This is a genomic window from Acidovorax cavernicola, from assembly GCF_003581445.1.
The window spans coordinates 1-535 of the sequence record NZ_QXMN01000367.1 but is presented as its reverse complement, the minus strand read 5'-3'; the positions used below and the strand labels follow the sequence as shown (position 1 = coordinate 535).

1 protein-coding gene is annotated in these 535 nt (G+C 71.8%); it reads left to right on the top strand.

What is annotated here, in order from left to right; translation table 11 throughout:
- Positions 1 to 177: 177 nt before the first annotated feature.
- Positions 178 to 535, top strand: a 358-nt coding sequence (locus D3H34_RS33700) for a formylglycine-generating enzyme family protein (RefSeq protein WP_147400646.1), incomplete at its 3' end; no start/stop codon positions are given.

The window sequence follows — 535 nt, the reverse complement described above, 5'->3', positions numbered from 1 at the left end:
TCACGGGCGCGCCCCGCAACGCGCTCTATGACGCGGCGCTGCAGATCAAGCGCGCAGGCGCCGACGCAGACTGAGCGGCAGCGGGCAGGCCGGGGCACAGCCCAGAAACACCCGGGCGCGCCCGGCCCCGCCTACACTTCTTCCAAGGCCGCCGTGGCCGCTCCGGGAGATGCCAGCATGACCCACTTCGCGCCCGCCTTCGCCTGCGCCCTCGCGCTGCTTGCCGCCACAGCCGCCGCGCAGGACGCGGCGCCGGCCCTGCAGCCGACGGGCTCCGCCGTGTGGAGCAACTCGCTGGGCATGGCTTTCGTGCGCATTCCCGCCGGCAGTTTTGCCATGGGCAGCGCCGAGGACCCCGAAGTGCTGGCGCGCGACTTTCCATTGCTCGAACGCCAGCGCTTTGAGCTGCTGGCGGACGAGGCCCCGGTGCACCAGGTGCGCATCAGCCGCGCCTTCTACATGGGCCAGCACGAAGTCACCGTGGGGCAGTTCCGCCGCTTCATCGAAGCTTCCGGCTACCGCCCCGAGCCGGAAG